At 68.5% G+C, this 24,227-nt stretch carries 25 protein-coding genes and 1 tRNA gene; 12 read left to right on the top strand and 14 right to left on the bottom strand.

The window, feature by feature from the left end; genetic code table 11:
* A partial coding sequence (locus tag AC3A5T_RS16190) for a hypothetical protein (protein ID WP_487629427.1) occupies positions 1-200 on the top strand: 200 nt, incomplete at its 5' end.
* A 173-nt stretch (positions 201-373) separates the two neighbouring features.
* On the opposite strand, the gene AC3A5T_RS16195 is transcribed toward AC3A5T_RS16190, so the two are convergent.
* From AC3A5T_RS16195 to AC3A5T_RS16225, 7 genes are all read right to left on the bottom strand, one after another.
* A complete protein-coding gene (locus tag AC3A5T_RS16195) occupies positions 374-937 on the bottom strand; it encodes a DUF3016 domain-containing protein (protein ID WP_487629428.1) in 564 nt (187 codons plus the stop codon).
* Between the two features lie 97 nt (positions 938-1,034).
* Entirely contained in the window at positions 1,035-2,504 is a 1,470-nt protein-coding gene (locus AC3A5T_RS16200; protein ID WP_487629429.1) for a hypothetical protein, read from the bottom strand.
* Positions 2,501-3,430, bottom strand: coding sequence for an ABC transporter ATP-binding protein (locus tag AC3A5T_RS16205; protein ID WP_487629430.1), 930 nt, complete (start codon positions 3,428-3,430; stop codon positions 2,501-2,503). Before AC3A5T_RS16205 ends, AC3A5T_RS16200 begins: the two co-directional genes overlap by 4 nt.
* A complete protein-coding gene (locus AC3A5T_RS16210; protein ID WP_332078112.1) occupies positions 3,427-3,816 on the bottom strand; it encodes a GntR family transcriptional regulator in 390 nt (129 codons plus the stop codon). The genes AC3A5T_RS16205 and AC3A5T_RS16210 overlap by 4 nt, the downstream gene beginning before the upstream one ends.
* Positions 3,817-3,936: 120 nt before the next feature.
* A complete protein-coding gene (locus AC3A5T_RS16215; RefSeq protein ID WP_487629431.1) occupies positions 3,937-5,151 on the bottom strand; it encodes an RtcB family protein in 1,215 nt (404 codons plus the stop codon).
* 62 nt (positions 5,152-5,213) lie between these two features.
* Entirely contained in the window at positions 5,214-6,335 is a 1,122-nt protein-coding gene (locus AC3A5T_RS16220) for a slipin family protein (RefSeq protein WP_487629472.1), read from the bottom strand.
* 488 nt (positions 6,336-6,823) lie between these two features.
* Positions 6,824-6,893 (bottom strand) — tRNA-OTHER (locus AC3A5T_RS16225).
* 684 nt (positions 6,894-7,577) lie between these two features.
* Between AC3A5T_RS16225 and AC3A5T_RS16230 the strand changes: the two genes are divergently transcribed.
* From AC3A5T_RS16230 to AC3A5T_RS16240, 3 genes are all read left to right on the top strand, one after another.
* A complete protein-coding gene (locus tag AC3A5T_RS16230) occupies positions 7,578-8,237 on the top strand; it encodes a murein L,D-transpeptidase catalytic domain family protein (protein ID WP_487629432.1) in 660 nt (219 codons plus the stop codon).
* Positions 8,238-8,315: 78 nt separating this feature from the next.
* On the top strand, positions 8,316-9,329 hold the full coding sequence (locus tag AC3A5T_RS16235) for a L,D-transpeptidase family protein (protein WP_487629433.1): 1,014 nt from the start codon (positions 8,316-8,318) through the stop codon (positions 9,327-9,329).
* 3 nt (positions 9,330-9,332) lie between these two features.
* Complete coding sequence (locus AC3A5T_RS16240) at positions 9,333-10,055, top strand: M23 family metallopeptidase (RefSeq protein WP_232137472.1); 723 nt, start codon at positions 9,333-9,335, stop codon at positions 10,053-10,055.
* 96 nt (positions 10,056-10,151) lie between these two features.
* Here the strand turns inward: AC3A5T_RS16240 and AC3A5T_RS16245 are convergent, their stop codons facing one another.
* Both AC3A5T_RS16245 and AC3A5T_RS16250 read right to left on the bottom strand, forming a co-directional pair.
* Positions 10,152-10,727 (bottom strand): fasciclin domain-containing protein, encoded by a 576-nt coding sequence (locus tag AC3A5T_RS16245; protein ID WP_425491135.1) that lies wholly within the window; start codon positions 10,725-10,727, stop codon positions 10,152-10,154.
* A 249-nt stretch (positions 10,728-10,976) separates the two neighbouring features.
* Positions 10,977-11,660: an arylesterase gene (locus tag AC3A5T_RS16250; protein WP_487629434.1), complete on the bottom strand. Its 684-nt coding sequence runs from the start codon at positions 11,658-11,660 to the stop codon at positions 10,977-10,979.
* A 79-nt stretch (positions 11,661-11,739) separates the two neighbouring features.
* On the opposite strand from AC3A5T_RS16250, the gene AC3A5T_RS16255 reads away from it, so the two are divergent.
* Positions 11,740-12,465 (top strand): ABC transporter ATP-binding protein, encoded by a 726-nt coding sequence (locus AC3A5T_RS16255; RefSeq protein WP_487629435.1) that lies wholly within the window; start codon positions 11,740-11,742, stop codon positions 12,463-12,465.
* Positions 12,462-14,990 (top strand): ABC transporter permease, encoded by a 2,529-nt coding sequence (locus AC3A5T_RS16260; protein ID WP_487629436.1) that lies wholly within the window; start codon positions 12,462-12,464, stop codon positions 14,988-14,990. The genes AC3A5T_RS16255 and AC3A5T_RS16260 overlap by 4 nt, the downstream gene beginning before the upstream one ends.
* A 45-nt stretch (positions 14,991-15,035) precedes the next feature.
* Here AC3A5T_RS16260 and AC3A5T_RS16265 read toward each other — a convergent pair whose 3' ends face one another.
* Complete coding sequence (locus AC3A5T_RS16265; protein ID WP_487629437.1) at positions 15,036-15,809, bottom strand: aspartyl protease family protein; 774 nt, start codon at positions 15,807-15,809, stop codon at positions 15,036-15,038.
* A gap of 19 nt (positions 15,810-15,828) precedes the next feature.
* Between AC3A5T_RS16265 and AC3A5T_RS16270 the strand changes: the two genes are divergently transcribed.
* Complete coding sequence (locus AC3A5T_RS16270; protein WP_487629438.1) at positions 15,829-16,032, top strand: hypothetical protein; 204 nt, start codon at positions 15,829-15,831, stop codon at positions 16,030-16,032.
* Between the two features lie 3 nt (positions 16,033-16,035).
* Here AC3A5T_RS16270 and AC3A5T_RS16275 read toward each other — a convergent pair whose 3' ends face one another.
* Positions 16,036-16,299 (bottom strand): hypothetical protein, encoded by a 264-nt coding sequence (locus AC3A5T_RS16275; protein ID WP_487629439.1) that lies wholly within the window; start codon positions 16,297-16,299, stop codon positions 16,036-16,038.
* 166 nt (positions 16,300-16,465) lie between these two features.
* Here AC3A5T_RS16275 and AC3A5T_RS16280 point away from each other — a divergent pair, with 166 nt between their 5' ends.
* Genes AC3A5T_RS16280 through AC3A5T_RS16290 form a run of 3 tightly spaced genes read left to right on the top strand, consistent with a single transcriptional unit; the run spans position 16,466 to position 18,922 of the window.
* Entirely contained in the window at positions 16,466-17,530 is a 1,065-nt protein-coding gene (locus tag AC3A5T_RS16280) for a class I SAM-dependent methyltransferase (protein ID WP_487629440.1), read from the top strand.
* Positions 17,527-18,234 (top strand): pseudouridine synthase, encoded by a 708-nt coding sequence (locus AC3A5T_RS16285; protein WP_487629441.1) that lies wholly within the window; start codon positions 17,527-17,529, stop codon positions 18,232-18,234. The genes AC3A5T_RS16280 and AC3A5T_RS16285 overlap by 4 nt, the downstream gene beginning before the upstream one ends.
* Positions 18,227-18,922 carry an HAD family hydrolase gene (locus AC3A5T_RS16290; RefSeq protein WP_487629442.1) on the top strand — a complete coding sequence of 232 codons (696 nt, stop codon included), beginning with the start codon at positions 18,227-18,229 and terminating at the stop codon, positions 18,920-18,922. Before AC3A5T_RS16285 ends, AC3A5T_RS16290 begins: the two co-directional genes overlap by 8 nt.
* Before the next feature lie 101 nt (positions 18,923-19,023).
* Here the strand turns inward: AC3A5T_RS16290 and AC3A5T_RS16295 are convergent, their stop codons facing one another.
* The 3 genes from AC3A5T_RS16295 to AC3A5T_RS16305 all read right to left on the bottom strand — a co-directional run bounded on the left by AC3A5T_RS16295 (position 19,024) and on the right by AC3A5T_RS16305 (position 20,833).
* Entirely contained in the window at positions 19,024-19,428 is a 405-nt protein-coding gene (locus tag AC3A5T_RS16295; RefSeq protein WP_487629443.1) for a lysozyme inhibitor LprI family protein, read from the bottom strand.
* 80 nt (positions 19,429-19,508) lie between these two features.
* Entirely contained in the window at positions 19,509-19,805 is a 297-nt protein-coding gene (locus tag AC3A5T_RS16300) for an ArsR/SmtB family transcription factor (RefSeq protein WP_487629444.1), read from the bottom strand.
* On the bottom strand, positions 19,802-20,833 hold the full coding sequence (locus AC3A5T_RS16305; protein WP_487629445.1) for a cation diffusion facilitator family transporter: 1,032 nt from the start codon (positions 20,831-20,833) through the stop codon (positions 19,802-19,804). The genes AC3A5T_RS16300 and AC3A5T_RS16305 overlap by 4 nt, the downstream gene beginning before the upstream one ends.
* A 189-nt stretch (positions 20,834-21,022) precedes the next feature.
* Between AC3A5T_RS16305 and AC3A5T_RS16310 the strand changes: the two genes are divergently transcribed.
* Complete coding sequence (locus tag AC3A5T_RS16310; protein WP_487629446.1) at positions 21,023-21,979, top strand: ankyrin repeat domain-containing protein; 957 nt, start codon at positions 21,023-21,025, stop codon at positions 21,977-21,979.
* Complete coding sequence (locus AC3A5T_RS16315) at positions 21,976-24,198, top strand: Tle-like phospholipase domain-containing protein (RefSeq protein WP_487629447.1); 2,223 nt, start codon at positions 21,976-21,978, stop codon at positions 24,196-24,198. The genes AC3A5T_RS16310 and AC3A5T_RS16315 overlap by 4 nt, the downstream gene beginning before the upstream one ends.
* Positions 24,199-24,227 lie beyond the last annotated feature (29 nt).

Here is a 24,227-nt window from a genome sequence, read left to right on the forward strand (position 1 = left end):
CTCGCTGCGCTCAGACATGGGCTGCTCTTCGGCCACGCCAGGCTCCGGTGCTCGGCTCGCTCTACGGCTCGATTCAAAAGCGAACAGCCAAAGCCAAAGCAGAAGCCAAAGCCAAAGCCAAAGCGGAAGCCGCAGCCGAAGCGGAAACAGCAGCCGAACGAGACCGGAGTGCGTGCCGGCGTCACATCCAGAGTGTGTAGAAGAGGACGCGCGAACCGCGGCTGACATGCCCGCACGCGCGGAGAGCACGACGCGGATAATCCGGTCGTGAGGCGCCTGGCGCTCGAGCGAAGCGCATCCTCATCGCCAGAACGGGCGATGCGATGCAACAAAAAAGCCGCGCAATCGCGCGGCTTCCTCGAGTCCACAGACCTCAGCGCTGCGCGATCGCAGGCCGTAGATCGCGTCGCAGCCAGTCGTCGATGAGCTGCTTCTCGTAACGCAGCGCATCACTGTTCATCGCCGAGCCCGCACGGTTGAGGAAGCCCATGTCGCGCAGTTCGCGCGGGCCTTCGGCGATCACGGCGCCGCTGGGGTCGCGCAGCACGAAGTCGAGATCGATCCGCGGCGGGTAGTGGTCCTTGATGATGCGTACGTGGTCGAAGCGCGGGCCGTTCCACGGTTCGTACATGCCGGCGCGGCGGATGTCGCGGATGGTCACGTCGAGCGTGCTGCCAGCCGGCAGTTCGCGCTCCGCGCGCTGGCGCACGTACCGGGCGATCTGCTCGACCCAGTCACCGCGGCGGGCTTCCCAGCGATTGCCGCTGAGGCGGATGTCGGAGAACGCCTTGGGATCGGTCCACTGCACCGCGACCGGACTGTCGCCGGTCAGGCTGCGTGGCAGTTCGGGATCGGTGACGTCGTTGCCGGCGAGCGCCGGCATCGCGAGGGCGCTCAACGCGGCGGCGAGCAACAGGGGCAGGGATCGGCGATTCATCGCGGGTACTCCCGACTGCGGGCGGTGCGCGCAGGATGGATGAGTGGAATTCGATCATGCGCCGGGTGGGCTTAACCAGCGGTCAAGATTCAGATCGTCACTGAAGCAGGAACGGGTGTGCTTTGGCTCTGTAGTGCTGCAGCATCCCGCGCGCCATCATCAGATAGGCGGAAATCAACAAGGGCCACACGATGAGCAGTGTCGGGATGAAGCGCATCTCTGGGATACGGAAGAAGCCCAGAGTCATGGTGATCGTCGCCAGGACGATCAGCGGCACCAGCATCAGCAAGGCGCGTCTGGACACGAGTGATCGGCCGGCCAGGGCCCGCAGGCACAGCATCAGGCTACCGGCAGCGACGCCCAGCCACATGACGCCCATCGGCAGGAGCTGGGTGGCCGGGAGCTCCCGCGTCCATGCGGCCAGCGCCAGGCCGGCCAACATGAAGGTCAGCAGCCGCGCCAGACGTCGCAGCATCAACCCGACCATGGCCCGCCGCGCGGCATCCGGGCTGCCGAGGCCGGGCAGCAGTGCCAGTTCCGATTGGGCCCCCGAGGCCCTCTGCTGTTGCAGCTGCACCCCTCTGGCGAGCAGCCAGCCGTATGCCAGTGAACCACTCACGCCGCCCCAGAGCACGGCGTCGCGCATGTAGGACAGGCTCGTCGCAGATAGCGGGTTTGCCAGCAGGATCAGGACCACCACGGCCAACATGCCCCACTGCTTCAGGGCATCGCGCGAGGGACGTTCGCCCAAATCGCCCCCGAAACACGCGCCGATCGCGGCGCCGACATCGTGAGGGCCGGCATGGTCTGCGCGCATGCGCGTGTTCTGGCCGACGACGGAAACCCGACGGGTATCTGCATCGCGATACGGCGACGGTGGCACGTCCTCGTCGGCTGCAATCGCGGCGTGGTTGAACAGCATGGCGTCTTGCCAGCGGCGCAAGCGTTCGGGTTCGCCCGCTCTGGCCACGACGCGCCAGCGCCAGGCGACCAGCGCTGCTGCCAGCCCGATACACGCCAGCGCCGCCGTGGGCGGAAACGCATGCAAGCTAAACTTCGCGCCGAACCAGGTGGCAATCGTTTCCCCAAGCGGCGGTCCCACGATCGGCAGCATTAGCAGCGCCCAGGCGAACGGTGCCGGGCTTAGCGCTGCCAGCAGCCCCCAGAGCGCTGCAATGACCGGAAGGGTCAGGGCCCAAAACGGCGTCACGCCGGAAGAAGCGAAGAAGAGACCGGGCATCAGGACGGTCACCGCTGCCACGATCGCCAAGGCGCGCCTGACGGTGGACTTGACCCCCGGCAGACGGAGGCTTTCAGCCTTCGACTGCATCAATGCGAGGCGACCCACCCACATGTGCCAGATCAGCGCGATGCTCATGAGCGGAAACGGCATCAGGTAGATCGTCGCGCTCGGGACGTCGTGCGCAACACGGGGGCCGAACACTGCGATCGACAGCATCAGCACGCACGGCACGAATACCCAGATCCGGAGTCGAAGCGGAATCGCGGCCCTGAGGAGCGCCAGCACCGAGAATCGCTGGTGCACCCGCATGCGTGCGGCACTCATGCCGATATCTCGATGAAGAGATCCTCCAGCGTGAGTGCTTCGGCGCGTACGCCGGGCACCTGCACCAGATCCGGCCACGGCGCGTCTTCGCCGCGCAGCACGGTGATCGACAGGCCGCCATAGGGATGCGGCCGGCGCGAGACTTCGCCGGGCACGTCCTCGCGCAGTTGCGCGGCCACCGCTTCGGGCACGTGCAGGCGCAGATTACGTTCCTTGAGGCTGTCGAGCTCACTGTGCAGCAGCAGTCGACCGTTGTGCAGAAAGGCCACGTGCGAAGCGACGCGTTCGAGATCGGAGACGATGTGGGTCGAGAACAGCACGGTGGTGCCCGAGTCGCCGGCACGCGATGCGATCTCGCGCAGCAGCTCGCGGCGACCGACCGGGTCCAGCGCCGAGGCCGGTTCGTCAAGCACCAACAGTTCGGGCTGCGGGGCGAGTGCGCGGATGATCGCCACGCGCTGGCGCTCACCGGGCGAGAGTTTCGCCAGCAGCTTGTTGCGCGGCAGTTGCCAGCGCTCAAGCGTCGCGTTGACGTAGGCGGCGTTCCAGCGCGGGTAAAAGCGGCCGATGAAGTCGAGCATCTCGCCGACCTCGAGCCAGGCCATCGCCTCGGGCTGTTGGGGCACGTAACCCAGGCGCTGCTTGGCTGCATCGCCCATGCGCAGCGCTGGCTCACCCCAGACGGTCGCGGTGCCGGCATCGAATTCGATCAGGCCGAGCATCGCGCGGATCAGCGTGCTCTTGCCGGCGCCGTTGCGGCCGATCAGGCCGAGAACCGTGCCCGGCTCGATGGTCAGAGACACGCCCTTGAGCACGTTCTCGTGATCGTACTGTTTGATCAGGCCGTCCGCCGCGAGCGGGGCAGCAGCGCCGAACGCAACCGGCGTGGCGACAGCGGAGATGGAACGGTCGAGTATCGCGTTCATGGCAGGTCTTCCTTGAGTCGGGACTTGAGCCGGTCGAGCAGCGCCCCGGCCGGCAGTTCGAGTTCGCGCGCCTGGCGTGCCAGCGCGTCGAGTGCGGGATCGATCAGCGCCCAGCGCGCGGCAAGATCGGGTGGCGCGGCGAGATCGGCGACGACCATCCCCTTGCCGCGCAGCCGCAGCAGCACGCCTTCGGCTTCGAGCTGGCTGTAGGCTTTGGACACGGTCATCGGGTTGATCGCGTGCAGCCCGGCCACATCGCGGACCGAGGGCAGGGTCTCGCCAGGTCGCAGCACCCCGCCCGCGACCAGCCGCCGGATCTGACCGGTGATCTGCCGGTACAGCGGCTCGGCGGCATTGGGCTGGATCGAGAGCAGGCTTGCGTCCATGTGTATCAATACAACAATACACTTTGCCCGGTGTCAAGCGCGGCCGTGCGGCGCCGACGCACCCGCAAAAAAAAGGGCCGCTCCAACCGGAGCGGCCCTGGCGCGACATCGCGTGCCGTATCAGCCCTTCACACACACGACCTGCCGCAGCGTGTGCACGATTTCCACCAGGTCGGACTGCGCGGCCATGACCGCCTCGATGTCCTTGTAGGCAGCCGGTGATTCGTCGACCACTGCCGCATCCTTTCGGCATTCGACATGCGCGGTCGCCTCCCGGTGCTGCGCCAGCGTGATCTGCTGGCGCGCCGCGGTGCGACTCATGACACGGCCGGCCCCGTGGCTGCAGCTGTGGAAGCTGTCCGCGTTGCCGAGCCCGCGCACGATGAAGCTCTTCGCGCCCATGCTGCCGGGAATGATGCCGAGCTCGCCGGCCTTCGCGCTCACCGCGCCCTTGCGGGTCACGTACAGATCCTGGCCCGCGTGGGTCTCTTTCTCGACGTAGTTGTGGTGGCAGTTCACCGCCATCTTCTCGAGCTGGAACTTCGGCAGACGGTGGCGCAGTTCGGCGAGCACCCGCGCCATCATGACCTCGCGGTTCTCGCGGGCGTAGTCCTGCGCCCAGGAAACGGCTTCCACGTAGTCGTCGAACAGCGGCTCGCCTTCCATGAAGAACGCGAGGTCCCTGTCGGGCAGATGGAAGCCCAGAACGCGATGCGCCAACTGCTGGCGCGCCTGCTCGATGAAGTAGGTGCCGATCAGATTGCCGGTGCCGCGCGATCCCGAGTGCAGCATCACCCAGACAGCATCCGTTTCGTCGAGGCACAGCTCGATGAAGTGGTTGCCGCCGCCGAGCGTGCCGGTCTGGCAGCCCAGCTTGTCGGTGCGCACCTTGCGATGCTTCTGCTTGATCACGTCGAGCCGCTCCACCAGCCTCGACTGCGCGATGCGCGTGGCGATGCCGTCGGGCAGCTTCCAGTGCTCGCCACCACGGCCGTTGCCGACCGGGACCGAGCGCTCGATGCCCGAGCGGATCTGCGCGAGGCTGTCGGGCAGGTCGTTCGCGCGCAGCGTGGTCCGCACCGCGGCCATCCCGCAGCCGATGTCGACCCCTACCGCGGCCGGGATGATCGCGCCGCGGGTCGGGATCACCGAACCCACGGTCGCGCCCTTGCCGAGATGCACGTCCGGCATCACCGCGACCCACGGCCCCACGAACGGGATCGATGCGATGTTGCGCAGCTGGTCGTGCGCCCGGTCTTCCAGCGGCACGCCGCGCACCCAGCCCTTGATCGGCGTGGCGCCTTCGGCATGCAGAAACTCGTATTGCGTGTTCATGCTTCTTTCCTTCTCGTTCCATCGAAATCCGCGCGACGCGTCCGTGCGCCGCGCGGGGTGAACTACTTCATCGTCACCAGTTGCTTCAGCACGCCGTCCAGGCCGCCGAACACGGTGAGCTTGTCGATCTTCTCGGTGACTTTCTCCAGCGCCTCGAGCTCCTTGAGTCGCATGAGCGTCGGGCTCTCCTCCACGAGCTTCGCGGTGTTGAGCAAGGAACGCGTGGCGTTCGCCTCCTCGCGACGGCGGATCACGTTGGCCTGGGCCGCCTTCTCCGCCTGCACGACGCCGTTGAGAATCTCCTTCATCTCACCCGGCAGGATCACGTCCTTGACGCCTACGCCGAGCACTTCGACGCCGAGCCCGCCGACCTGGCCGTGCACGTACGCGAAGATGTCGGCATCGAGCGAGGCCTTGTCGCCGAGCAGTTCGTCGAGCGTCCTCGACGCGACCACCTTGCGCAGGCCGTACTGCAGCTCGCGATACAGGTGATCGCCGAACTTCGCCACCTTCGTGCGCGCGGCGACCGGGTCGGTCACGCGCATGCTGGCGGCGAGGTTCACGCGCAACGACACCCTGTCGCGCGTGAGCAGTTCCTGGCCCGACACTTCCACCGACTGCACGCGCAGCTCGATCACCTCGGCGGTCACGTTCTTCTGGAAGTTCCAGAAGGCGTAGGCGCCCGGGCCCAGCGTGTCGAGCAACTGACCGTCCACGAACACCAGGCCGGCCGATTCCGCCGGCACGTCCAGCACGACCGCGACCTTCGACAGTGCGCCGAGCTGGCGCAGACGGCGCATGACGTCCGCGCGCACGGCGAGGCCGTCAGCGAGCGACACGCGCTCGACGGCGACCTCGACCAGACCGCGCCAGTACAGGCGGCGCGAACCGGGCGGCAGCACGTCTTCCAGTTTTCCGCGCTTGGACACCAGACCGACTTCGTCGGCACCGATGTCGGCCTGCACGAAGTCCGCGTGCAGCGCCGGCCCCAACCGGGCGATCAATGCGTCGACGTCGTGACCGGCGTACTCCGGCGCTGCAATGTCGAACGTGCGCACTTCGATCCGATTGAGGGGATCGAACATGCGATGCACGCCGGGCCCGAGCACACGCTCGAACTGACGGTTGCGATACACCAGGCCGCGCTCGCCGTCACCGATCACGACCCGCCTGGTCCAGAACATGCTGTGGATGTTCACGGCACTCTCTCCTTGTTTTCTTGGCGCTGGTGGTCCGATCCGTCGAGTGGTGCCGCCGCGGTGGATCGGATCCCGCGACGGCCATGCGTGCACATCGCACAGGAATGCGCGCGATGGGGCGGAGCGAACTCCGTGAAGAAGGTGGACACGGCCCTGGCAGCGCCGTCGCGGAGCGGGCGTGCTCCCGGCGCGGAGACACGGTCCGGACGCCCGCGCCGCGATGGAGTGCGGTTGCGTGCGTTGCGAACCGGTCCGCGCGCCTCGAGGACGCGGGCCCGGCGACGGGTCTGCTGCGGTGGTCCCGGCATGGCGACATGCCGAAGCGTGTCGAGGACCGCACGCCGCGCAGACCGTGTCCTGGTGTGGAACTCGCGTTCCGATGTCATGACGTGACAGGTCATGGTGCTTGGAGCGGGAGTCGAACCCGCGACACTCGGTTTACTAGACCGATGCTCTCCCTCTGAGCTATCCAGTGGTGGACGAACCGGATTCGAACCGGTGACCTTCGGCTTGCGCCGCTGCTCTCCCTCTGAGCTATCGCCCGCGTCCGGTCCATCGCCTCGCACGCGCCGGCATACGCCGCGGCAGAGCCGTGCGCACCGGATGGACTGCAATCCATACCGCTGGCCCGTGGTCGTCGATGTCCCGATCGATGCCATACGACATCGATTCCTGACGCAGGACCGAACTTGTCCGCCGCCCGTGCCCGGCATCGGGGCACAGCGTTCCACGCCATTTACTGGCGAACGCCTCGCAGCTGGATTCCCATAATCGGAACCTGGATTCCGGATGCCTCGGGAAGATAATGTCGGTCCTGCGGATTCATTGAACTCGCTTTTGCGAACGCGCAAACGAAAAACGCCCCCGGCTGTGTGTCCGAGGGCGTTCGCGTGCCTCGGAGATCGGCGTGGCCGATCTCCATGGACGTGGAGATCAGTCGGGAATACGGTCCAGTCCGGCCTGCAGTGCAGGCTTCGCGCACGCTTCCGCTGCGCGCTGGAAGCGCGGGTGGCGAAGCATGAAGGCGTGTGCGCGGGCGGTTTTCATGGGAGGTCCGTTGGAGAACGTTCCGGTTTGAAGGATCGGCGCGCACGATACATCGACTTTATCGGCCGTGCAAGGTTAATCGGAAAATAATCCCGCGAGCCGATGAGCGGTCGAATATCGGGAAGCAGCGGAAGGCGCGTGTTGACGCACGGCGCGGGGTCGGCGCGTTAGGCTCCGACCATGTACGCACGTCGTCTCACTCCAATCTGGTTGGTCGGCCTGCTGGCTTGCTCCGCCGTGCAGGCCGCCGACGCCACGCTCGACACCCTGTCCGCCGCCGCGCCGGCGCTCGATCGCGAGGTACTGTCGCTCGCGCTCGATGCGCGCGCGTGTGCGGCGCGCGATCACGAGGTCGGACGCCGGCTCGCGGTCATCGACTACTCGCGTCCGTCGACCGACGTGCGCATGTGGATCTTCGACGTGCAGACCGGGCGCCTGTTGCATGCCGAGCACGTCGCGCATGGACGCGGCAGCGGCGGCAACGTGCCCACGGCGTTCTCCGATGTCGAAGGCAGTTATCAGTCGAGCCTCGGCCTGTTCTCGACGGCCGAGACCTACACCGGACAGAACGGGTACTCGCTGCGCCTGGACGGACTGGAGCCCGGCATCAACGCGCGTGCGCGCGAGCGGTTGATCGTCATGCACGGCGCCGATTACGTGGATCCGGACCAGGCGCGTCGGCAGGGCCGGCTCGGGCGCAGCTGGGGCTGTCCCGCGGTGCGCGATGAAGTGGCGCAGGCGGTGATCGACGATCTCAAGGACGGCCAGTTGCTGTTCGCCTACGCCGACGATCCAGCGTGGCGACGCAACTCGACACTGTTGCGCTGCCCGGCACGCTGAACGGTCCGCGCGCGGCTTCACGCGGTTGGCGCGCGCGCGCCGTGAGCATGCGGCGTATCGAGCCCAAGGAACGACGCCATGAATGCCCACTGGATCCGCACCGCCCGCGCGCCTGTCTGCGCATTCGCCATGCTGCTGGTCGCAGCGCCCGCGTTCGCGCAGGACGCCCCCGCAGGCGACGACACCGCGCAAAGCGCCGAGGCGTCGGCGGCACTGACGCCCGAATCGGTCAATGCGGCGGAGATGGACGCCGGTGATGCGGCGATGCTGCGCACCCAGGTGCTGCTCGATCGCGTACATTTCTCTCCCGGCGAGATCGACGCGCGCGGCGGCACCAACACCACGCGTGCGATCGCGGCGTTCCAGCGTTTTCGCGGCATCGAGGCGAACGGTACGCTCGATGCGCGCACCTGGGACGCCTTGACCGGTGACGCTGCGCCTGCGCTGCTCGCACACACCTTGACGGCCGAGGATGTCGCCGGCCCGTTCGTCGCAGTACCCGACGACATGATGGCGCAGTCCAAGCAGGAGGCGCTCGGCTTCGAGAACGTCGTCGAAGCACTCGGCGAACGCTTCCATGCATCGCCCGCGCTGCTGCGCCGGCTCAATCCCGGCAGCGACTTCAAGGCCGGCACGCGCATCGTCGTGCCGAACGTCGCAGAGGCCGCGCCGCTGGCCGAACCCGCGCGCGTGGTCGTGAGCAAGTCGGATTCGGTGGTGCGTCTGGTCGATGCCGGCGGCAAGGTCTACGCGCAGTTCCCCGCGTCCACCGGCACCGAGCGCGATCCGCTGCCGATCGGCGAGTGGAAGATCGAAGGTGTCGCCACCGACCCCACCTTCCACTACAACCCGGACCTGTTCTGGGATGCCGATCCCTCGCATGCGAAGGCCGCGCTGCCGGCCGGCCCGAACAATCCGGTCGGTACGGTGTGGATCGACCTGTCGAAGCCGCATTACGGCATCCACGGCACGCCCGAGCCGCAGAACATCGGCAAGACCCAGTCGCACGGCTGCATCCGCATGACCAACTGGAGCGCGCGTCGCGTCGCCGATGTGGTCAAGCCGGGCACGGTCGCGCTGCTCGAGGAGTAAGCCATGAAACGGCCGGGAACCTGGATCGCGTTGATTGCGGTGCTGCTGCTGGCCAATGTCGCGTGGTTCTTCTGGCAGGGCGGGCCGCTGTTCGAGCGGGGCGCGAGCCAGGCGGATGAAGTGGTCGAGGTGCCGTCTTCGCAGACGGTTTCTCGCGGGGCGGCTGCCGGGGTCACATCTCCGCCGGTCACTGTAGCGGTGATCGACACGCCGGCCGCGTCCCCGCCGACAGCACAGCTGGCCGCCACACCTATCGTGGATGCACAGGCGCCTGAAGGTCTGTTGCTGCCGGTACAGGGCATCGCCATCACCGACATCCACGACACCTTCGGCGATGCACGCGGCAGCGAGCGCCAGCACGAAGCGCTGGACATCATGGCGCCGACCGGCACACCGGTTCTCGCGGTGGCCGACGGCACGATCGAGAAGCTGTTCACCAGTGATCGCGGCGGACTGACGATCTACCAGTTCGAGCCCAGCGGGCAATTTTCGTACTACTACGCGCATCTGCAGGCGTACGCGCCCGGCCTGGCGGAGGGTGCGACGGTGAAGCGCGGCGACGTGCTGGGCACCGTCGGCAGCACCGGCAACGCCGATCCTGCCGCGCCGCATCTGCACTTCGCGATCTTCCAGCTGACGCCGGAAAAACAGTGGTGGACCGGCACACCGCTCAACCCGTATCCGCTGCTGCGTGCGTCGGATGGCACCGCCGCGCCGTCCCGCTGACCCGAGACGATCGCGCGACAAAAAAAGGCGGCCCTCGGGCCGCCTTCTTCGTGTCTGCAAAACGGGTCGACCGTTTCGCAATCGGTGCCTGCGCCGTTACGGCATCAGCACCGTGTCGATCACGTGGATCACGCCATTGCTCTGACGCACGTCGGCCGTGGTCACACGGGCCACGTCGCCCTTGGCGTCGGTCAGCGTGACGGTCTGGCCATCCAGCCTCGCGGTCAGCTCGGCGCCCTCCACGGTCTTGAGCTTGGCGGTACCGCCACCGGCCTGGATCTGCTGCACCAGTGCGGCGGCGTCGATGTTGCCCGGCACCACGTGATAGGTCAGCACCTTGGTCAGGTCGGACTTCATTTCCGGCTTCAGCAGGCCGTCGACGGCACCGGCCGGAAGCTTTTCGAACGCAGCGTTGGTCGGCGCGAACACGGTGAACGGACCCGGGCCCTTCAGCGTGTCGGCGAGACCGGCGGCCTGGACCGCGGCGACGAGCGTGGTGTGGTCCTTCGAGGTCGCGGCATTGGTGACGATGTCGCGGTCGGCGAACATCGGCGCACCGCCGACCATCGGGTTGTCGGTCTGCGCGGTGGCGTCGGCTTCGGCGGACATCGCCGGATCCGTGGCCGTGGCGACCGGCGGTGCTGTAACCGGGGCTTCGGCCGGCGGCGGCATCGTGGCAGCGGTGGAATCGGTGGCGGCGTCCTTCTGGCATGCAGTGAGGGCGGCGATCGAGGCGAGCAGCATCGTGGCGAGCAGAGTGCGCTTCATGGTGGTTTTCTCGGAAATCGTCCGGAGACGGTGAGGTGACCCGCCGCACATTGCGACGGATTCACCCCTCTCTACGCGACTGGAAGGCCCGCTGGATGCATCACGCGATCCTTACATTTACTGCGCCGCGAGCCGCCTGCGGCACCTGCCCGTTCAGTCCAGCAGCGGCTGCAGCGCGGGCCACGCGTGATCGAGCAGTTGCCCCTGCACCGCCGCGGTCGGGTGCAGGTTGTCGTCCTGGAAATTCGCGCGATCGCTGGCGATCGGCTCGAGCAGAAACGGCAGCAGGGCGGTGTCGAAGGTCTTCGCCAGCAGGCGGTAGTTGGCCTCGAAGCCGCGGGTGTAGTCGGCGCCCAGATTCGGCGGCATGCGCATGCCGACCAGCAGGACTTTTGCGCCCACGTGCTGGGATGCCCCGATCATCCGCGCGAGATTGCGCCGCGCATCGGCCAGCGGCAGGCCGCGCAGGCCGTCGTTCGCGCCGAGCGCGATGATCACGATGTCGGGCTGCTCGCGGACCACCGTCGCCGCGATCCGCGACGCACCGCCCGCACTGGTCTCGCCGGAGATGCTCGCGTTGACCACGCGCCAGCCGGGCGCCTCGCGCTGCAGGCGCTGCTGCAGCAGCGACACCCAGCCTTCGGCGGCGGACATGCCGTAGCCCGCGGAGAGTGAATCACCCATGACCAGAATGGTCTTCGCGTCGCCGGCGGGCGGCGCTGCAGGCGACGCCGACTGCGCCTGTGCTAGAACGGGCAGGGCCAGCAGGCACGCCATCATCCAGCGCATCCACCGCGCTTGCATCGGGCGGCGCGCGGCCGCAGGTCCCTCAGTCATTCCCACATCTCCGGTCGGTCCGGCGACGCCGCTGCTTGGCGACGCGCGCGGCGCTGGTTCGAAACATCGAAGGATATCTATGCACGACGGCACCCCCACGCAAGATGAAACCGCACGCGCCGGCCATGCACTCGACGTTACGGCGCTGGGCAAGCGGGTCGAGCTGCCGTCGGGCGAGCTGACCATCCTGCAGGACGTCGCGTTCCGCATCGGCCACGGCGACACGGTGGCGATCGTCGGCGCGTCGGGTTCGGGCAAGAGCACGCTGCTGTCGCTGCTCGCCGGTCTGGATACGCCGAGCACCGGTGCCGTGGTGCTCGACGGCGCGCCGATCTCGACGCTCGACGAGGACGGCCGCGCGAAGGTGCGCGGCGAGAAGGTCGGCTTCGTGTTCCAGAGCTTCCAGCTGCTGCCGTCGCTGACCGCGCTGGAGAACGTGATGCTGCCGCTGGAGCTGCGCGGCGATCGCGAGGTCGAAGCGCCGGCGCGTGACGTGCTCGCGCGCGTGGGCCTGGCCGAGCGCCTCGGCCATTACCCGCGTCAGCTCTCCGGCGGCGAGCAGCAGCGCGTCGCACTGGCGCGTGCGTTCGTGACCCGGCCGTCGCTGCTGTTCGCCGACGAACCCACCGGTAATCTCGACACTGCGACCGGTCAGTCGATCATCGAACTGCTGTTCGCGCTCAATGCCGACGCCGGCACCACCCTGGTGCTGGTCACCCACGACGATCATCTGGCGCAGCGCTGCAAGCGCCGCCTGCGCATCGACAGTGGCCGTCTGGTCGCCGACGAGGCGATGACCGCATGAGGACCGCCGCGCTCGCGTGGCGCCAGCTGCGCCGCGATTTCAAGGCGGGCGACATCCGCATCCTGTTCGCCGCACTGGTGCTCGCGGTCGTCGCGGTGACGGCGGTCGGCTTCGTCACCGATCGCGCCGAACGCGCGCTGGCGATCGAAGCCAACCGTCTGCTCGGCGGCGATGCGGTGGTGCGCGGCGATGCGCCGATCGAAGGCGCGATCCGCGAGGCGTCCAATGCCGCGGGTCTCGAAGCCGTCGACACGATCGAACTCGACAGCATGATCCGCGTCGGCGCGGGCGACACCGCGACGCTGCAGCTGGGTGATGTGCGTGCGCTCGGCGACGGCTTCCCGCTGCGCGGCAGTTTCCGCATCGCCGGCGCCGATGGCGTCGAGCGCGACGCCGAGGCCGTGCCCGAGCCCGGCACTGCGTGGATGAGCCGCGCCGGCGCCGACACACTAGGCGCGTCGGTCGGCGACACCGTGTTTCTCGGCGACCGCAGTTTCCGCCTGACCGCGCTCGTGCTGCAGGAACCGGATGCGTCGATCGATTATTTCAATGTCGCACCAAAGGTGTTCCTGCATCTGTCCGATCTCGAGGCGACGGGTCTGATCCAGCCGGGCAGTCGCATCCGCTATCGCCTGGTGATCGCAGGTGACGCGAACGCCGTCGACGGCTTCGCCACCGCCGCGCGCGCGAACATCGGCCGCGGCCAGCGCGTGGAAACCATCGGCGATGCGCGCCCGGAAGTGCGCTCCTCGCTCGATCGTGCCGGCCGCTTCCTCGGCCTCGCCGCGCTGGTGTCGGTGATCCTCGCCGCGGTCGCCGTGGCGATGGCCGCACGCCAGCATTCGGCGCGGCATCTGACCTCCGTCGCGGTGATGCGCTGCATGGGCGCGCAGCAGCGCACGCTGGTCGGCATCCATGTCGGCGAGCTGCTGCTGCTCGGCGTGATCGCCTGCACCCTGGGCGTCGTCATCGCCTTCGGTCTGCAATGGGGCATCGGCCGCTGGCTGGAATCGTTGCTGGGCCTGTCGATTCCGTCGGCGGGGCTGATGCCGGCGTTGCAGGGTTACGGCGTCGGCCTCGTCGTGCTGATGGCGTTCGGCGCGCCACCGGTGCTCGCACTGCGCCGCGTGCCGGCGCTGCGCGTGCTGCGGCGTGATCTCGGTGGGTTCGAGCCGAGCGCCTGGCTGGTCGGTGGCGCCGGGTTCGTCGGTCTCGCCGCGCTGCTGTGGTGGAAAGCGGGTTCGGCGACGCTTGGTGGCGCGATGCTTGCGGGTATCGCGGCGACGTTCGCCGTGCTCGCACTGCTGGCCTGGGGCCTGATCCTGCTGGTGCGCGCGCTGCGCACGCGGCTGCGCGGTAGCCTGCGTTACGGCCTGGCCAACGTGAGCCGGCGCGCGGGCACCAGCGTCGCGCAGGTCACAGCGCTCGGCCTCGGCCTGATGGCGCTGCTGCTGCTGACCTTCGTGCGTACCGATCTGCTCGACCGCTGGCAGCTCGCGATCGGCCAGGACGCGCCGAACCGCTTCATCATCAACGTGCAGCCGGACCAGCTCGATCCGGTGCGCGCCTTCATCGCCGATCAGGGCGTCGATGCGCCGGTGCTGTTCCCGATGATCCGCGCGCGTCTGGTCGAGCGGAACGGTGAACCCGTGCGCGGTGACGACTACGCCGGCCGCAGCGGCGACGAGGCGCAGGACCGCCAGGCGCAGCGTCGCGCCGAGCGCGAATTCAACCTCTCGATGCAGAGCGATCTGCGCGACGACAACCGGGTCACCGCCGGCACGTTCTGGGGCGAGTCCGCGCCGGCAACGCCGGAGATCTCGGTCGAGGAAGGCTTCGCGAAGGATCTGGGCTGGCAGCTCGGCGACCGCATCGTCTTCGATATCGCCGGCCAGCGGTTCGAAGCGCCGATCACCAGCTTCCGCAGCATCGAATGGGAAAGCTTCCGGCCGAACTTCTTCGTCGTCGCCTCACCCGGGGCGCTGGATGCGTATCCGGCGAGCCACATCACCGCGGTCCGGGTGCCGAGCGACAAGCCGCGCTTCACCGCCGATCTGGTGCAGCGGTTCCCGAACCTGTCAGTGGTCGACATCGACGCGGTACTGACTCAGGTGCGCAGCACCGCCGACCAGGTGTCGACGGTGGTGCAGGTGGTGTTCTGGTTCTCGCTCGCGGCCGGCGTGCTGGTGCTGCTGGCGGCGGTCAGCGCCAGCCAGGACGAGCGCCTGCTCGAAGGCGGCGTGATGCGCGTGCTCGGTGGCAAGCGGGCGCAGCTGCGGCTGGCGCAGGCGTCGGAATTCGCGGCGATCGGTCTGCTGGCCGGCCTCGTCGCGTCGATCGCGGCCTCGGTACTGGCGGGCGTGATCGCGGTGCGGGTGTTCGATCTGCCGTGGACCCCGAACTGGGCGCTGGCTGCGGCCGGCGGCGGTATCGGCGTGCTGATGACGCTGCTCGCCGGCTTGTGGGCGACGCGCAGGGTGCTGGATGCGCCGCCGTCGGTGACGCTGCGCGCGCTGCAGGAATGAGCGCGCGGCGTACGTGCGTGACGAAGCCCGACGCGCGCGGATGATTCAGACCGTGCGCGCCGGCGGCGCGCACACCGCGACCCGCTGGCTGCGCTGGTCGATCAGCACGACGCTTCTCTGCAGCGCGTGCGCGCCGACCAGCACTTCGGGAAAGCGTGCCGACATGCGCGCTTCGACGTCGGCCAGCGACAGGGCGCCGATCCGCAGCGGACCGTGCAGCCGTGTGCGACCGCCGTCGACCTCACCGTTGCCGAGTGTCAGGCGGCCTTGCGTTACCGCCGCCGCGTCGGGCATCGCGTCGTGGATGCGCTGTGGCAGCACGAGGGTCACGTTGGCGCCGGTGTCGAGTTGCGCGTCGACCTGCACGTCGCCGATCGAGACCGGAATCCGGAACGGCCGCTCGTACGCGAGCGCGCCGGGATCTTCGGGTGACAGTCGACGTGTCCGGCTGAAGGTCAGTCGCCGCCGCGGGTCATCGATCGTCAGCAGGCCGCCGGCGAAGAAATCCCGCGCGAGGATGCCGTCGAAGGCCGCATCGGCCGATTGACGCGCGTTGTAGTCGCGCGTGATCGCGACGATCGCTTCGCAGCGCAGCGCGCCGAGCGCAAGACTGCGCAGTCGTACGGTGTCCGCCTGCGCGGTGCTGACGCCGTCGGAGTTGCCGGTGTGCCCCTGGCGCGGCAGGCCGAGTGCGTCGACCAGCCGCGTATCCGCGCGCGCGAGGCCGCTTGCGCCCGTGTCGACCGCGAAGCGGAACGGTTTTCGCAGCGGGCGTTGTGCAGCCGCACTGCAGACGCGCGCGCTGGAGGCTACGGGCAATCGCGGCGAAGAGCTGCTGATGCGTCTGCTCGTCACCGCCATGGCGATCGGTGCGGTGGTCTGCGCGTTCGTCTACGGCGGCCTGTGGGCCACCACCGTCGCATCTGCGTTCGGCGACGGCGCGCTGCACTGGGGCCTGGCCGTCGCCGCCTGCCTGGCGATCTCGGCGCTGCCGTGGCGACGCGCCCTGACACTCGCAGAGCGCTCGCCCGTCTCCGGCTGACGGTCAGCCGACGACGGTCTCGGTCGCTTCGAACCGTCGTGCGTACGCACGCGCCTCACTGACGCGCTGCACCTCTTCGTGCGCGATGTCGGGTCCGCCATAGACCGCGTAGACGATCTCGTCACCGCGGCGTCCGACCGCGTGCAGGTGGTAGCGCGACTGGCCGCTGCCGGAATCGGGTGGGTAGCGGGCCGGCGGCTCCGCGCCATCGAGGTCGAGTTCGCCGTTGTCGATGGTGCCGCCGACGAACAGGGCGTGGATGGGCATCGTGGTCTCCTCGGGGGAATGCGGTCAGGTCATCGTGCGGGCGCGCATGTTCGCGGCGGATCAACCTCGCGTTCGGATGGCGTGGCGTGGGCGGCCGCGATCGGCTGTTCCGCGGGCACGATAGCGCGACCGGTAGAATCGACGACCGTCCCGTCTCCGCCTCTTCATGTCCGATCCCGCCCTCGACGCCCTGTTCCTGCCGCTCGAACACCGCCAGATCGCCTGGCCCGACGCGGGTGCGCTGTTCCTGCGCGCGCGTCCGGGCGTGCCGACGACCGGTGGGCGCTGGCCGGGCCTGGTCTGCGAACAGAGCCTCAAGCCGCTGCACGTGGCCCTGCAGCGCGCCGGCCTCGAGGTGTTGCCCGGCGACGGCGACGACGTCGCATTGCCGCGCAGACCGCTGGTGCTGGTGCTGCCGCCGCGTCAGCGTGACGAATCGCGCGCGGTACTGGCGCGCGCGCTGCAGGCCGTGACACCGGGCGGCTGGGTGCTGGCCAGCGTGTCCAACGACGAGGGCGCGAAGTCCGCGCAGGACGATCTCGCCCGTCTCGCCGGCAACATCGGCGCGCTGTCGAAGCACAAATGCCGCGTGTTCTGGGCGCAGGCCGGCGACACCGTCGACACCGCACTGGTCGAGAACTGGGCCACGTTGGACCGTCCGCGCGCCGTGCTCGGCGGCCGTTTCCAGAGCCGCCCGGGCGTGTTCGCCTGGGACCGCATCGATCCCGCGTCCGCGCTGCTGGCCTCGCACCTGCCGACCACGCTGGCCGGGCGCGGCGCCGATCTGGGCGCCGGCTACGGGTACCTGTCGGCCGAACTGCTGCAGCGTTGCCAGGGCATCACCGCGCTGGACGTCTTCGAAGCCGAAGGCCGCGCGCTGACGCTGGCGCGCCGGAATCTGGATGCACTCGGCGCGGGCGCAACGCTGGCCTATCACTGGCACGACGTCACCACCGGTGTGCCGACGGGCTACGACTTCATCGTCAGCAATCCGCCGTTCCATGCGCACGGCCGCGAGGGCCGCCCCGACATCGGTCGCACGTTCATCGGTGCCGCCGCGGACGCATTGAAGCCGGGCGGCGCGTTGTGGCTGGTCGCCAACCGGCATCTTCCGTACGAGGAGGTGCTCGATGCGCGTTTCAGCGAGGTCAACGAGATCGCGTCCAGCGGCGCGTTCAAGGTGATCCACGCGGTGCGCGCCCGCGCCACGCCTGCGAGGCACCGCGCATGAAGCTGGTCAAACTGCTCGCCAACCTGGGCTACGGCAGCCGCAAGCAGGTCGCGTGGATGTTCCGCGAAGGCCGGGTCACCGATGCGGCCGGCGACGTGCTGTATGCCGACGACCAGGTCGGCCACGCCGACGTGCGCGTCGACGGCGAAGCGCTGGATCCGCCGCTCGGCCTGATCCTGCTGCTGCACAAGCCGCCCGGCTACACCTGTTCGACCAAGGACACCGGGCGTCTGGTCTACGACCTGTTGCCGCCGCGTTTCCGGCTGCGATCGCCGGTGCTGTCGACGGTCGGTCGGCTCGATCGCGAGACCAGCGGCCTGCTGCTGTTCACCGACGACGGCCAGTTGCTGCACCGGATCATCTCGCCGAAGGCCGCGTTGCCGAAGGTCTACGAGGCCACGCTCGCCGAGCCGTTGCGCGGCAACGAGGGCGTGCTGTTCGCCAGCGGCGCGATGCTGCTGGAAGCGGACAACACCCCACTCAAACCCGCGGTGCTCGACGTGCTGTCGCCGACGCAGGCACGACTGACGATCACCGAAGGCCGGTACCACCAGGTGCGGCGCATGTTCGCCGCGGTCGGCAACCACGTGGTCGCGCTGCATCGCAGCCGCGTCGGCGGACTCGCGCTCGATGATCTGCCGGAAGGCGCATGGCGTGCGCTCGATGCCGCCGACATCGCACGGCTGATGACCGCCGATGGCTGAGGTCGCGCCGCTGCCGTTCCGGCCCGCGGCGGTGATCTTCGACATGGACGGGCTGATGCTCGACAGCGAGCGCGCGATCCTCGAATCGCTGCGCGCCGCTGCACTGGACCAGCGTGCGGACATCGATCCGGAGTGGTGGCTGTGCCTGATCGGCCACACCGAAGCCGTGTGCCGTGCGCGCCTCGGCGCGGAGATTGGCGACGTGGCGGCCGATGCGTTGCTCGCCGATGGACATGCGCGTTATGTCGCGGTTGCCGAGCGCGGCGTGCCGCACCGGCCGGGCATCGTGGCGTTGCTGGATATGCTCGTCGCGCACGGCATGCCGCGCGCGGTCGCGACGTCGACCCGGTCGCCATTGGCGCAGCGCAAACTCGAAGCGGCAGGTCTGCTCGGCTATTTCGACGTGGTCTGCACCAGCAGCGACGTCGCGCAGCCCAAGCCGGCGCCGGATGTCTATCTGCTCGCCGCCGAACGCCTCGGTGTGGCGCCGGCGCAGTGCCTGGTGCTGGAGGATTCGCCGACCGGCGTGCGCGCCGCGCTCGCTGCGGGCATGACCGCGGTGCAGGTGCCGGACCTGCTGGCGCCGGACGATGCGGTGCGTGCGCTCGGACATCGCATCGTGGAATCGCTCGACGACGCGCGGGAATTGCTGGCGCCGTGGCTGCTGTTGGCAGAACAGACAGACTGATCGAATTGATGGTTTCGCTGTCGCTTGCCCCATCCTGCGGTCAGGTCATCTGCGCTTCGTAGGATGGGTAGAGCGGCAGCGACACCCATCGGCCCCAACACTCAGATCTGCGCCCGCAACTGCGCCAATTCGCTCGCGCGCTCGGTGGTCATCGTGCGCACGCACTCCGCCGCGGCGACGGACGCCAGCGTACCGCCGTCGGGATCGGCGCGGAACCGGCAGTTGGCGTCGCGATACTGGATCCACACGCGTTGCGCCGCGCGCAGGCGTGTCTGCTGGCCGGGCGACACCGCGGCCAGCGTGCGCCGGTATTCGGCATTGAGGCGTGCGTCCTGCAGTCTGGTTTCGGTGCCGATGCAGTCGAGCATGCGGGCGGTCACACCGCCGCCCGCGTCCATGCAACGGCTGAAACCCGCGGAGGCGTCATCGGCTGCACTGGCCGACCGCGCGTAACTGCCGCCCGCGACCAGCAGCAGGGCAACGGCGATTCGGGACGGGATCGACATGGGCGGTGCTCGACAGCAGGTGATGCGGACCAGTGTCGACGGCGCGGCTTGCCTCGGCGTGAACGCCCGGGTGCGTCCGGTCAGGCGTGCTCGCCGGTGTGGTCGAGCATGTCGCGCAGCATGTCCCGCACGTGCGCATCGTCGGCCTCGTACAGCACCTGGCGCGCCTGACGTTCGCCCCGCACCAGCCGCGCGCCGCGCAGCAGTCGCAGGTGATGGCTGACCAGCGGCTGTGAGGCGCCGGTGCGGCGTGCGATGTCGCCGACCGCAACCGGGCCGTCGAGGCAGGTCAGCAACACGCGCAGCCGTGTGGGATCACCGAGCAGCTTGAACGTCTCGGCCAGGAGTGCCAGCCGCGCATCGTCGACGCCGCTCATCGCGCGGGCCCGGATGCGTCTGGCGCGTGGGGGTGGGCGTGCGTGTCGTCGCGATCATGGTCGTGATCGTGGTGATGTGCGTGCTCGTGCGCATGCGCACCGCGCTTCCGGCGCTGCTCCAGCGCGCAGTGCGCCTGCGGCACGTGCACGACCTCGACGGTGGCGTGGCCGATCGCGAACCGCTCGGCGAGCGCGCGTTTGACCGCCGGCACCACCTGCGCCGGCTGCGCGTCGTCGGCCAGCGTGAGTTCCAGCGTCGCCAGCACCTTGCCCGAGGTGATCGACCACACGTGCACGTGATCGATGTCGGCGACGCCCGGCACGGTCTCGCGTACGTGGTCCTGCAGCACCGCGATGTCGATGTCCGGCGGCACGGCTTCCATCAGGATGTCGAACGCGCTGCGCAGCAACGCCCAGGCGCTGCGCAGGATCAGCAGGCACACCAGCACCGACAGGATCGGATCAATCGGCATCCAGCCGGTGAAGTGGATCACCAGCGCCGCGATGATCGCCGCGACCGAGCCGAGCAGATCGCCGAGCACGTGCACCGTCGCGCCCTTGATGTTGACGTGCGACTGGTCGCCGCGATGCAGGATCCAGAACACCAGGCAGTTGACCAGCAGGCCGACCACCGCGACCGCGAGCATCGGCCCGGCCAGCACCTCGCCCGGACTGCGCAGCCGCTGGATCGCCTCCCACACGATCCAGATCACCAACGCGAACAGCGTGACCGCATTGACCAGGCCAGCCAGTACTTCGAAGCGCATGTAACCGAAGGTGCGCCGTGCATCGGACGCGCGACGCCCAATGCGGAACCCCACCCAAGCCAGCAGCAGCGCGGCGGCGTCGGTCAGCATGTGACCGGCATCGGCGATCAGCGCCAGGGAACCCGACAGCACGCCCCCGACGACCTCGACCAGCATGAAACCCGCGGTCAGCGCGAAGCCGGTCAGCACCACGCGTTCGTTGGCGGCGGAGACCGAAGGCGCGTGGCCGTGTGCGTGGGTGTGGTCGTGATCGTGCGGCATGGGACGCAGGGCGGGCAGGGCGGATCGCCATTATATAAACATATTTTTATGTATTGATCGCGATGCTGTTCGAGTTCGTCAGCCGGCGCATCGCGCGGGTCAGGAATTCCCTGCATCGGCGCGGGCAGCGCCGCTTCCGGCGACTGCGTTACCCTCGACCCGATCGCGTATGGAAGCGCCGAGGTCGGAATGGACACGATGGGTCCGTCAGGTCGCCACGCCCGCAGATCGCCGTGGCGCGGCCTGCGCACGCAATGGTGGTGTGCCTTGAGCCTGGTGGCGTCGATCGTCGCCTTGTCCGGCTGTGTGCTGGCCTTGCCGCCGGCCGACCCTACGGGCGAACGCACCGCAGCCGCGCGTGTATTCGAAGATCCGAAACTGCAGGCACTGGCTGTCGCGGCCGGCAGCGGCGATGCGGCTGCGGTCCGTCGCCTGATGCGCGATGAAGGCGTCGATCCCGACGGCGTGTTCTGGGGTCGCGACGGCGGGATTCCGATGCTCGCGTGGCCGATCTATCGCGGCAATCCCGACGGGCTTCGCGCGATGCTGGAGAGCGGTGCGGATCCGAATGCCTTCAAGACCTACGAGACGAAGGATCGCGGCACCCGCCGCCACAACAATGCGATGGTCTGGGCGGTCCGGCAGAACGACCCGATTTATCTGCAGATTCTGCTGGAACACGGCGGAGATCCGGACACACGCAATTCAAACCGCGAAGCGCTGCTGTTCCAGGCTTTCGTACAGGGCAACCAATGGCAGAACGTGCAACTGCTGGTGGAGCGAGGTGCGGACGTCAATGTGCAGGCGTCGCCCGGCAGCACGATCCTTAGAACCTATACGAGTCTCGGCGGATTCCGAATGGCGCACTGGCTTCTGGAGCACGGCGCTGACCCTTCGTTGCAGTTTTCCTTCAGCAAGCCGGTACAGCGTGCCGACTCATATGCCATCGAAGCGATCTTCTGGCATCCCGGAAATCCGGGTGATCCGGAGTGGCAGGTCAAATGCCAGCGCTGGTTGTTAGCGAATGGCTTCGAGCGTCCGCCGATGCCGGAGCACTTCCGGAAGATGCGGGCGACGTTCGGATTTCCTCATAGCGAGGATCAGATTCCCCTTCCCGACATGGATGACGACGGAGGTGAGACATGACGACGCGACATGCGGAACGGCAGCGTCTGCTGGATGCGATGCGATCCAGTGGAACGAAGAACGCAGCAGACGAAGCGGACAGACTCGAGGCGACTTACCACGGTCAGGAGATGGCCGGCCTGTCCCATGATTGCTACGACGCGGCCAAAGGCGCTGGAGAGCCACCGTCGGGCTGGATACGCGTCAGCGCGACGCCTTCCCTCCTGCGCGAGATGCTCCCTGGGCTTCTTCTGGACGACGTGCAGATCCTGGACCTGCTGCACCCCGATAAATCCGGATTCCGCGCAGAGATCTATGTTCCAGACCCTGCTGTACTAGGCCCCGGTTTCAAGCCGACGCTCGCCTTCAAGGGGTCGAGAGGCCATATCCTTGAGAACGGCGAGCTACGAGACACCTCGCTCGAGGATTTTGTCGGCAACAACCTGCCGCAGTCGATCGGACTGGAAACCGCCTACTACACACAGGCAATGGCTCTGGCTGCAGTGCTGAAGGAGTCAGGTCTCGAGTTCGAGATCACCGGTCACAGCCTGGGCGGCGGCATGGCGGCCGCAGCATCCGCAGTAACGGGCATGCGCACGGTCACCTTCAACGCGGCCGGACTGCACCCGGATACGGCAGCCAATTTCGTGAAAGGACGGGACGGAGCGCAGCTCTTCGACACCAGCGAAACCGTCACCGCCTGGCAGGTGCAAGGCGAAATCCTCAACGACGGCGTGCAGCAGGACGTGCGTGGCATGAGCGATCTGCAGCGCGAACGGATTGCAACGGTCTTCACCAATGGCGTCGCCGCTGTGCAAAGCACGCCGGCGGGCCGTGACTATCTCGAGCACAGGCTGCTCCCGGGCATCCCCGAATCCTCGCATCCCGCCGTGCGCGCACTGCTCGAAGCGCTCGAGCGCGGCGAAGCCGCGTCCATGATCCGGGACATGCCCGAGGCGGCCGGCAGGCGCATGCCACCGCTGGTGGCGATGACGCATCACGAGCAGACGCTCGTCGCGCGCGAAGACCGTGCCTCGATGGCCGAGCTGCATCAGCTGGGCGGACCACTTCTGACCGTGCTGGCGATGGGCGCGCGCGGTGCGAACGCGGGTGCGCAGGCCGGCCAGGTTGTCGCCGACGGCGGGCGCGTCATCGGCGAGGGACTCGTCGACGCCGGCGAGGCCGCGCGTACCGGAACGGCGCTCGCCGGTCTGCATATCGACAGGACCTGGCAAGGCGCCGGCGTGGTGGTGTCGCAGGGCACACGGGCGATGGGGGAGTTCACCGCACACGCGCGGATGGTGGGCGCGCAGGGCGCGGCGGCCATCGACCACGCGCAGGGCTGGGCACAGGCCACTGCTGCGAATGGCCGCGGCGCGCTCCTGCGCACCATGGGCGATGCCGCGGTCATGGTCTCCGACACGTGGCGCGAAGGTCTGCACGCGCGCGCGGAACGCATCGAGACGGGCGGCGATGCCGCGCTGGACCGCAACCGACGCGAAGCCGACGCCGCGATCGAACAGGGGCGCGCCGCGGCGCAGGGCCGGCGCGAGATGGCCGGCGCCATCGCGGACGGTGTCCAGGCAGGGACGGGTGTGGCCGGGACTTGGGCGCGCGATCGGCTGGTGTACGTCGGCGAACGGCTCCATGCCGGTTTCGAGGTCGCAGGCGCGCGACTCACGCAGGCGACGGCGCAGGCACCGACCGCCGGTGCAGGCCTCGGCGGCCTGAGCGGCGCGATCATCGGCGGCGCACTCAGTTTCGACCCGCGCACGCGGCAGGGCATCCAGAGCTGGTCCGGTGCGATCGAGCTGGTAGGCGAGGCGGGACCGGCGCTGTCGGAAGCGGTCGCTCGCCACGGCATGGCGTCGGCCGTGCTGCCGAGTCTGGAGCGCCACGTGGCCGAACAGGAAGCGGCCGCACGGGACATGCTGCGCGCGCATGAGCGCAAGGCCGAAGCGCCGACATTGCAGACGCAGTCGGCGCTGCTGTCAGGGGGTGCAGGCGCCGCACTGGAGCGCCTGCTCTCGGCGGTCAGACAGGGCGATACGGAGGCCGCACGCCAGACGTCGTCCGCACTGATGGAAACGCCGGGCGCGCAGGCATGGCTGGCTGAAGGTCAGGCGCAACTTTTTGCGCGCGATCAGGCAGCGGCGCAGGCGTCCGAAGCGGACCGACAGCAGGCGCCACAACCGCGGGCACTGCAGAGCCCCGCCGAGCAGAGCGCGCCGGCGCATTGATCCGGCATCGCGGCGGCAACCAGGGACGC

This window comes from Luteimonas sp. Soil_C_16 (assembly GCF_057657295.1).

Bases quoted from the DNA above. Each gene is read 5' to 3' on its own strand.
- AC3A5T_RS16315 (WP_487629447.1), top strand. From the start codon at position 21,976: ATGACGACGCGACATGCGGAACGGCAGCGTCTGCTGGATGCGATGCGA.
- AC3A5T_RS16220 (WP_487629472.1), bottom strand. From the start codon at position 6,335: ATGTTCTGGACCAGGCGGGTCGTGATCGGTGACGGCGAGCGCGGCCTG.
- AC3A5T_RS16310 (WP_487629446.1), top strand. From the start codon at position 21,023: ATGGACACGATGGGTCCGTCAGGTCGCCACGCCCGCAGATCGCCGTGG.
- AC3A5T_RS16305 (WP_487629445.1), bottom strand. From the start codon at position 20,833: ATGCCGCACGATCACGACCACACCCACGCACACGGCCACGCGCCTTCG.
- AC3A5T_RS16205 (WP_487629430.1), bottom strand. From the start codon at position 3,430: ATGAACGCGATACTCGACCGTTCCATCTCCGCTGTCGCCACGCCGGTT.
- AC3A5T_RS16210 (WP_332078112.1), bottom strand. From the start codon at position 3,816: ATGGACGCAAGCCTGCTCTCGATCCAGCCCAATGCCGCCGAGCCGCTG.
- AC3A5T_RS16200 (WP_487629429.1), bottom strand. From the start codon at position 2,504: ATGAGTGCCGCACGCATGCGGGTGCACCAGCGATTCTCGGTGCTGGCG.
- AC3A5T_RS16250 (WP_487629434.1), bottom strand. From the start codon at position 11,660: ATGACTGAGGGACCTGCGGCCGCGCGCCGCCCGATGCAAGCGCGGTGG.
- AC3A5T_RS16230 (WP_487629432.1), top strand. From the start codon at position 7,578: ATGTACGCACGTCGTCTCACTCCAATCTGGTTGGTCGGCCTGCTGGCT.
- AC3A5T_RS16255 (WP_487629435.1), top strand. From the start codon at position 11,740: ATGCACGACGGCACCCCCACGCAAGATGAAACCGCACGCGCCGGCCAT.
- AC3A5T_RS16260 (WP_487629436.1), top strand. From the start codon at position 12,462: ATGAGGACCGCCGCGCTCGCGTGGCGCCAGCTGCGCCGCGATTTCAAG.
- AC3A5T_RS16285 (WP_487629441.1), top strand. From the start codon at position 17,527: ATGAAGCTGGTCAAACTGCTCGCCAACCTGGGCTACGGCAGCCGCAAG.
- AC3A5T_RS16235 (WP_487629433.1), top strand. From the start codon at position 8,316: ATGAATGCCCACTGGATCCGCACCGCCCGCGCGCCTGTCTGCGCATTC.
- AC3A5T_RS16245 (WP_425491135.1), bottom strand. From the start codon at position 10,727: ATGCCGCCGCCGGCCGAAGCCCCGGTTACAGCACCGCCGGTCGCCACG.
- AC3A5T_RS16275 (WP_487629439.1), bottom strand. From the start codon at position 16,299: ATGCCCATCCACGCCCTGTTCGTCGGCGGCACCATCGACAACGGCGAA.
- AC3A5T_RS16270 (WP_487629438.1), top strand. From the start codon at position 15,829: ATGCGTCTGCTCGTCACCGCCATGGCGATCGGTGCGGTGGTCTGCGCG.
- AC3A5T_RS16295 (WP_487629443.1), bottom strand. From the start codon at position 19,428: ATGTCGATCCCGTCCCGAATCGCCGTTGCCCTGCTGCTGGTCGCGGGC.
- AC3A5T_RS16290 (WP_487629442.1), top strand. From the start codon at position 18,227: ATGGCTGAGGTCGCGCCGCTGCCGTTCCGGCCCGCGGCGGTGATCTTC.
- AC3A5T_RS16280 (WP_487629440.1), top strand. From the start codon at position 16,466: ATGTCCGATCCCGCCCTCGACGCCCTGTTCCTGCCGCTCGAACACCGC.
- AC3A5T_RS16300 (WP_487629444.1), bottom strand. From the start codon at position 19,805: ATGAGCGGCGTCGACGATGCGCGGCTGGCACTCCTGGCCGAGACGTTC.
- AC3A5T_RS16195 (WP_487629428.1), bottom strand. From the start codon at position 937: ATGAATCGCCGATCCCTGCCCCTGTTGCTCGCCGCCGCGTTGAGCGCC.
- AC3A5T_RS16240 (WP_232137472.1), top strand. From the start codon at position 9,333: ATGAAACGGCCGGGAACCTGGATCGCGTTGATTGCGGTGCTGCTGCTG.
- AC3A5T_RS16215 (WP_487629431.1), bottom strand. From the start codon at position 5,151: ATGAACACGCAATACGAGTTTCTGCATGCCGAAGGCGCCACGCCGATC.